Source organism: Burkholderia sp. Ac-20384 (assembly GCF_017104605.1).
Taxonomy (GTDB): Bacteria; Pseudomonadota; Gammaproteobacteria; order Burkholderiales; family Burkholderiaceae; genus Burkholderia; species Burkholderia lata.
Genome location: NZ_JAAGPE010000394.1, coordinates 1 through 7,166 on the forward strand (window position 1 = coordinate 1; position 7,166 = coordinate 7,166).

A 7,166-nucleotide genomic window follows, 5' to 3' on the forward strand; every position below is an offset into this window, starting at 1 on the left:
GCCCGCGCTGAACGAACACGCCGCCCGGGTGTTCGCCGACGCGGACGCCAACGACCGCGACCACGACACGCGCCGGGACTGACCGGCGTCGCAGCCGCCAGCCGTGCCGCTCGCCCGACGGCGCCGCACGGCCATGCACGACCATTCGAACACCACGCCGGGCCCCGCACGGGCGCACCGGCTGAAAAGGAGACGCATCATGCTTGCATGGATCGGCGCGATCGCCATCGTCGCGCTGTTCGGCCTGATCATCACGAAACGGCTGTCGCCGCTCGTCGCACTGATCGTCGTGCCGGTGGCCGCGTCGCTCGCGGCCGGTTTCGGGCTCGCGACCGGCAAGTTCATCGTGCACGGCGTACAGAACATCGGCCCGATCGCCGGGATGTTCGTTTTTGCGATTCTTTTTTTCGGAATCCTCAACGACGCCGGCATGCTCGACCCGATCATCGCGGGCGTGCTACGCGTGATCGGCTGTCATCCGCCGCGCATCGTGATGGGCTCGGCGCTGCTCGCGCTGCTGATCCATCTCGACGGCTCGGGCGCCGTCACGTTTCTCGTCACGCTGCCCGCGATGATGCCGCTCTATACGCGGCTCGGGATGGATCGCCGCATCCTCGCGTGCGTCGCGTCGATGGCGGCCGGCGTCAATTTCCTGCCGTGGGTCGGGCCAATGCTGCGCGCGTCGGCGGCGCTGCACATTCCCGGTTCCGCGATCTTCATGCCGATGATTCCGGTACAGATCGTCGGGCTCGTGTTCGTGTTCGGCACCGCCTACATGCTCGGCGTGCGTGAGGCGAAACGGCTCGGGCTCGATCGTGCCGGTGCGGCGTCGCTCGCGATCGCGCCGCGTGCGCTGACCGACGCCGAGCGCGCATTGCGCCGGCCGGAACGCTTCCGGATCAATGTCGTGCTGACGCTCGTCGTGCTCGTCACGCTCGTGTCGGGCATCGTCGACCCGATGGTGATGTTCATGCTCGGCACGGTCGCCGCGCTCGTGATCAATTACCCGGACGTGCAGGCGCAGCGCGAGCGGATCGACGCGCATGCCAAGGCCGCGCTGATGATGGCGAGCGTGCTGCTCGCGGCCGGCGCGTTCACCGGCATCATGTCCGGCACCGGGATGCTGAAGGCGATGGCCGACGTGGTCGTCGCACACGTGCCGGTCGAGCACGCGCGCCACATGCCGTTCGTGCTCGGGTTGCTGTCGATGCCGCTCAGCCTGCTGTTCGACCCCGATTCGTTCTACTTCGGCGTGCTGCCGGTGCTCGCGGAAAGCGCGAAGCTGCTGGGCGTACCGCCGATCCAGATGGCGCAGGCAGCACTGCTCGGCCAGATGACGACGGGCTTCCCGGTCAGCCCGCTCACGCCCGCGACGTTCCTGATCGTCGGCCTGACCGGCGTCGAGCTCGCCGAGCACCAGAAATTCACGATCCCGTTCCTGTTCGCCGCCACCGTGCTGATGGTGTTCGCCGCGGTGATCGTGGGCGTGTTTCCGTTGTGAGCGTGCGAGACCTGCCGCTTGGTATCAACGCGCCGGGAGGGCCATCCCGCCACGGGACGCGCTTCGGAGCGGAAGCCTCGGTGCCGCCTGGCGTTTTCCTTCTTGAGAGCGGCGCGGCCGCTCAGCCTTTTCCAGGAGAGCATTCCATGCAGTTCGACCTGTCCGATGACCAGCGCGCGATCGAAAGCGCGATCGAAAAAATCTGCGCACGCTTCGGCGACGACTACTGGCTCGAGCGCGATCGCGCGGGCGGGTTTCCGGCCGATTTCCACGCGGCGCTCGCCGAGGCCGGCTGGCTCGGCATCGCGATGGACCCGGCCCATGGCGGTGCCGGGCTCGGGATGACCGAGGCCGCGCTGATGATGCGCACGATCAGCGCATCGGGCGCCGGCCTGTCCGGCGCGTCGGCCGTCCACATGAACATCTTCGGGCTGAACCCGGTGCAGGTGTTCGGCACCGACGCGCAGAAGGCACGTTTCCTGCCGCCGCTGATCGCCGGGCGCGACAAGGCGTGCTTCGCGGTGACCGAACCCGATGCGGGCCTCGACACCACGCACCTGACCACGCAGGCCCGCCGCGACGGCGACCACTACGTGCTGAGCGGGCGCAAGATCTGGATCTCGACCGCGCAGGTCGCGAACAAGATGCTGATCATCGCGCGCACGACGCCGCTCGACCAGGTCGCGAAGCCGACCGACGGGCTGAGCCTGTTCTATACCGACCTCGACCGGTCGCGCGTCGAAGTGCGCGAGATCGAGAAGATGGGCCGCAAGGCGGTCGATTCGAACATGCTGTTCATCGACAACCTGCGCGTACCGGAAGGCGACCTGATCGGCAACGAAGGCGACGGCTTCCGCTACCTGCTGCACGGGCTGAATCCCGAACGGATCCTGATCGCCGCGGAGGCGATCGGGCTCGGGCAGGCCGCGCTGCGCCGCGCGACGCAGTACGCGTGCGAGCGCGTCGTGTTCGGCCGGCCGATCGGTCAGAACCAGTCGATCCAGCATCCGCTCGCGCAGGCGTGGATGCAGCTCGAGGCCGCGTGGCTGATGGTGATGAAGGCCGCGACGCGCTACGACGCGGGGCAGTCGTGCGGCGCGGAGGCGAATGCCGCGAAATACCTCGGCGCGGAAGCCGCGTTCCAGGCGTGCCAGACGGCGGTCGCGACGCACGGCGGGATGGGTTACGCGAAGGAATACCATGTCGAGCGCTACCTGCGCGAGTGTATGATTCCGAGGCTCGCGCCCGTGAGTCCGCAACTGATCCTGTGCTACATCGCGGAGAAGGTGCTCGGGCTGCCGAAGTCGTACTGACCGTACCGACCCTGCAGCCGGCCCGGTGCGCGGTTTCCCGTTCCGATTCAAGTGCTCGTCATGGACGTCAAACTCGTTGCCCGCACGCTCGACCTGTTCGAGCTGTTCGCCGCCGAACGGCGGCCGCTGCCGCTCACCGAACTCGCGCGCCTGCTCGACGTGCCGCCGTCGAGCTGCCTCGCGATGGCACGCACGCTCGTGAGCCGCGGCTACCTGTATGAAGTACGCAAGCGCGGCGGCTACTACCCGACGCGCCGCCTGCAGACGATCGCCGCCGCGATCGACGCGACCGATCCGGTCGTCGACATCGTCCATCCGCATCTCGTCGCGCTGCGCGACGCGAGCCGCGAGACGGCCGTGCTCGGCAAGATCCAGGGGGTGTCTGTTACCTACCTCGACGTCGTCGAATCGGAGCAGGCGATCCGTTATACGCGCGCGCCGGGCGAGCTGCGCCCGTTGCATGCGAACTCGATCGGCAAGGCGATTTTCGCGGAACTGGACGGCGACGCGCAGCAGGCGCTCGGCGCGCAGTTGCCGTTCGAGCGCTTCACCGACGCGACGGTGGCGGACCTGCCCGCGCTCGTCGCGCAAACCGCCCGGTTTCGCGAACTCGGCTGGGCCGAGAATTTCGGCGAGAGCGCGCCCGAGCTGTCGGCGATCGCGGTTGCGCTGACGCTCGACGGCGACTGGTACGGGTTGTCGGTGGTCGGGCCGACCGAGCGGATTCGCCAGCATCGCGACAGGCATGCAGCGCTGCTCGTCGACGCGAAGGCCGCGCTGCTGGCCGAGCACGCGCGCGGCTGAAAGCGGGCAGGGTCCTGCCGAGCAGCGGGCCGTCCGCCGGCGATCCGGTCGCTGACGATCGCCGTGAACGGTCCTAGATGCGCGAGTCGCGCGCCTAGCGGCGGCCGATATGCCGCATCACGACTTTACCCACACCCCGCCCGCACTCGGGTTGTCGCCTTGCGTCCACCATTTCGCGCAGTATTTCGCGCCCTGGTACATCACGCAGGTGCCGCCTGAATACGCGGTGGTCGCCGACCACGTGGCCGTGCCGCCGCCGACCGGCTTCCACACGGCGGCCTGGCCGGGCACGTCGCCCTGTGTCCACCATTGCGCCTGATACGTCGTGCCCTGGTAGGTGACCGTCATGCCGGCCGTATAGACCTGGCCGGCCGCCCAGGGCGCGCCCGGCTGCGGCGTGCCGCCGTCCGAGCCGCCGCCGTAGTTCGGATCCTGCGTGACGCCCGCGCCCCACTTGCCGTCGAGCTGCTTGAAGATCGTCGCGAACGCGTACGGCTGCTGCGCGACGCCCGAACAGGTCGGCGACGCAGACGTGCCGCCGGACGGGCACGCCTGATCGCGGCCGACCGACCAGTTGCCGAAGAAGCCGTAGCCGTTGCCGACCGCCGCGTTCAGCACGCTTTGCGCATTCGCGAGCGAGAAGGTTTCGCCTTGCACATCGTTCACACCGATCATCGGCGTGACGCCGACCATCTGCCAGAGCTGGGCATTGGTCTTCGGCTGGCCGGCAGACTTGAAGGCCGTATCGAGTTGCGCGTACAGCGCCTGCGCGGCACTGATCGCGGCCGCGCCCATGTCGAGGTTCGCGGGGCCGTAATCCATCGCCATCACGTTCACCGCATCGAACACGGTCTGGTTCGAGATCGCCGCGTTGACGACGTTCAGGCCGTCCTGCGTGAGCCCGGTCGGCATCGTCGGCAGCGTCAGCGTGACGTGCAGCGGCTTGCCCTTTGCCGCATAGCTTGCCTGCAACTGCGTGACCGCCTGGAAGTTGCGCGCGACCGCGGCCGTATCCAGCTGCGACACACCCTCGATGTCGAAGTCGAGGTGCGTGAGGCCGTACGTGTCGATCACGGTCTGGTACGCGGTCGCCAGCGCGGGAACCGTCGTGCACGCCTGCATCAGCGGCGTGCCGTTCGCGCCGCCGAACGACACGGCGACTTCGCCGCCCTTCGCGCGATAGCTCGCGATCGACGTCGACAGGGCGGTCAGCAGGCCGCCGCTCGCGCCGTTGCCGATCGGCTGCACGCCGCCCCACGACGGCACGCAACCGTTGCCCGCGACCACGAACGCGAGCGTGAACTGCTGGATGCCTTGCCGGACGCCGATCTGGTCGACGAGCGGCGTCGGATAAAGCGTCACGTCGACATAAGGCGCATAGACGCCGGCGCCCTGGGACACGCTCGCCACTGCAAGAAGGCAACCCGCTGCAAGTGCGCGCGGGATGAAACGCGGCAACACATTGTTGTTCATTGTGTTCTCCAAGTGGAAGAGGGATACGCTGGCCCGCGTATCGCCGCCGGTCGGGCGACCGGGCATGCCCGTCCGACGGCGTGCCCATCTTGGAGGATTCGCATCGAATAGTGAATAGTCAGGAGTTCTTTTTGTTATTTGAATCCCGATACGTAACGATCTTGCCGATTCGACACAGTTCCGGAACGCGTGACGCGGGTGATTTTCCCGATCGAGCGAGTGAGCGAGGGAGTGAGAGCGGCCCTACGCGCACCGTTCGTCGCGCTTCAAGCCGATGGCGGCTGCGCCAGCGAGCGCGCCAGTGCGACGAAGCGCTCGACGCACACCGACGCGAACGGCTCGTTCCACGACACGATCTGCTCGACCGCGCGCGTGCCGGCGAGCGGCACGTAGACGACGCCCGGCCGCTGCAGCGTCGCCGTGAAACCCGGCACGATCGCGATGCCGCGTTCGGCGGCCACCAGCGACACGAGTGTCGTGATCTGTGCGGCGGTCGCGCCGATCCGCGGCACGAATCCGGCTTGCGCGCACAGGTCGTCCAGTGCAGCGGTCAGTGCTGAACCGTAACCGGGCGGAAAGGTGACGAAGGTTGCGTTCGCAAGCTTCGCGATGTCGACGCTCGCACGGCTCGCGAGCGGATCGCCGGCCGGCACGGCCGCAACGAGCGGTTCGCGCGACACGACGAGCGACGCCACCGGCACGCCAGGCGCACCGTTCCACGCCCAGCCGAAGCCGATGTCCATCGTGCCGTCCGCGATCTGCTGGCGCTGGCTGGCGGTCGCCGCCTCGCGGAACGCGAGCTCGACGTCGGGCATCGTCCGGCTCGCGACGCGGATGACGTCCGGGAACGTGTCGGACATCGGAATCGAACTCGCATAGCCGATCACGATCCGCCCGGCGATGCCTTGCGCAATCTTGCGCGCGCTCACTTCTGCCTCGGCGGCCGCGCTGACGACGTTGCGCGCATGGTCGAGGAACGCGGCGCCTTCCGGCGTCAGCCGCACCGCGCGTGTCGAACGTTCGAACAACCGGACGCCGAGCTCGCTTTCGAGTGCGGCGATATGGCGCGTCAGCGGCGGCTGCGCGACCCGCAGGCGCAACGCCGCGCGGCCGAAGTGCAGTTCGTCGGCGACGACCACGAAATAGCGGAGGCGGCGCAGGTCGAGCATTGTTGTCGTTCCGGTATCAATGGCGGTGAAAACGGTATTGGCGTGCACGCGACGCACTCGTCAGACTGTCGGCATCGACGACCAGGCAGCTCCGATGAACGACAGGACCACGCGCATCGCGTTCTTTCTCTGCGGCTTCGCCGCGTTTCTCAATCTGTATTCGACGCAGGGCATCCTGCACGAACTCGCGGCCACCTTCGGCATCAGCGCCGAGCGTGCGGGGCAGGGCGTGAGCGCCACCACGACGGCCGTCGCCATTATCGCGCCGTTCGTCGGCGTGCTGGCTGCACGTATCGAGCGGCGCGTCGCGATCTCGCTCGCGGCGGTGGCCGTCGCGCTGCCGGTCGTGTGGTCCGCGCATGCGGGCAGTTTCGCGTCGTTTCTCGGCGCGCGCTTTGCGGCCGGTCTCGTCATGCCGTTCGTCTTCGCGCTGTCGATCGCCTATATCGCCGAGCGCTTCGATCGCGGCACGTCCGCCGAGATCAGCGCGCTGTTCGTCGCCGGCACGACGCTCGGCGGTTTCGCCGGCCGTTTCGCGACCAACCTGATGACGTCGATGTGGGGCTGGCGGCATGCGCTCGACGTCGTCGCGGCGCTGTGTCTCGTCACTGGGGGCGCGATCTACGCGAGCCTGCCGGCGTCCGGTGCGCTTGCACGGCGCACCGACCACGATGCGGATGCCGGTGCGGGATCGTCGTGGCGCATCGTCACGCGCGGCCCGGTGCTCGCGTCGTTCGCGATCGGCGCATGCGTGCTCGCGTCGCAGGTCGCGACGTTCACGTTCGTCGGCCTGCGCCTGGCCCGCGCGCCGTTCGGCTTCGGCACGGTCGGGATCGGTGCGATCTATGCGGTGTTTCCGGTGGCGGTGGTCGTAACGCCGCTGGCCGGGCGTCCCGCCCGGCATCC

The 7,166-nt window shown here is 68.3% G+C and carries 6 protein-coding genes; 4 read left to right on the plus strand and 2 right to left on the minus strand.

The annotated features are described in order from the left end of the window. Window positions 1-199: 199 nt before the first annotated feature. From G3O00_RS38045 to G3O00_RS38055, 3 genes are all read left to right on the plus strand, one after another. Window positions 200-1,501: a citrate:proton symporter gene (locus G3O00_RS38045; RefSeq protein WP_206146084.1), complete on the plus strand. Its 1,302-nt coding sequence runs from the start codon at window positions 200-202 to the stop codon at window positions 1,499-1,501. A 146-nt stretch (window positions 1,502-1,647) separates the two neighbouring features. Further along, entirely contained in the window at window positions 1,648-2,814 is a 1,167-nt protein-coding gene (locus G3O00_RS38050) for an acyl-CoA dehydrogenase family protein (RefSeq protein ID WP_174931468.1), read from the plus strand. A gap of 60 nt (window positions 2,815-2,874) precedes the next feature. Then, a complete protein-coding gene (locus tag G3O00_RS38055) occupies window positions 2,875-3,618 on the plus strand; it encodes an IclR family transcriptional regulator (RefSeq protein ID WP_206146085.1) in 744 nt (247 codons plus the stop codon). A 117-nt stretch (window positions 3,619-3,735) separates the two neighbouring features. Here the strand turns inward: G3O00_RS38055 and G3O00_RS38060 are convergent, their stop codons facing one another. Continuing rightward, window positions 3,736-5,091 (minus strand): chitinase, encoded by a 1,356-nt coding sequence (locus G3O00_RS38060; protein WP_206146086.1) that lies wholly within the window; start codon window positions 5,089-5,091, stop codon window positions 3,736-3,738. A 266-nt stretch (window positions 5,092-5,357) separates the two neighbouring features. Beyond that, window positions 5,358-6,260, minus strand: a complete 903-nt coding sequence (locus tag G3O00_RS38065; protein WP_206146087.1) for a LysR substrate-binding domain-containing protein — start codon at window positions 6,258-6,260, stop codon at window positions 5,358-5,360. 94 nt (window positions 6,261-6,354) lie between these two features. Here G3O00_RS38065 and G3O00_RS38070 point away from each other — a divergent pair. Beyond that, window positions 6,355-7,166 (plus strand): MFS transporter (locus G3O00_RS38070; protein ID WP_206146088.1); only part of this gene is annotated, 812 nt, incomplete at its 3' end.

Bases quoted from the DNA above. Each gene is read 5' to 3' on its own strand.
- G3O00_RS38045 (WP_206146084.1), top strand. From the start codon at position 200: ATGCTTGCATGGATCGGCGCGATCGCCATCGTCGCGCTGTTCGGCCTG.
- G3O00_RS38050 (WP_174931468.1), top strand. From the start codon at position 1,648: ATGCAGTTCGACCTGTCCGATGACCAGCGCGCGATCGAAAGCGCGATC.
- G3O00_RS38060 (WP_206146086.1), bottom strand. From the start codon at position 5,091: ATGAACAACAATGTGTTGCCGCGTTTCATCCCGCGCGCACTTGCAGCG.
- G3O00_RS38055 (WP_206146085.1), top strand. From the start codon at position 2,875: ATGGACGTCAAACTCGTTGCCCGCACGCTCGACCTGTTCGAGCTGTTC.
- G3O00_RS38065 (WP_206146087.1), bottom strand. From the start codon at position 6,260: ATGCTCGACCTGCGCCGCCTCCGCTATTTCGTGGTCGTCGCCGACGAA.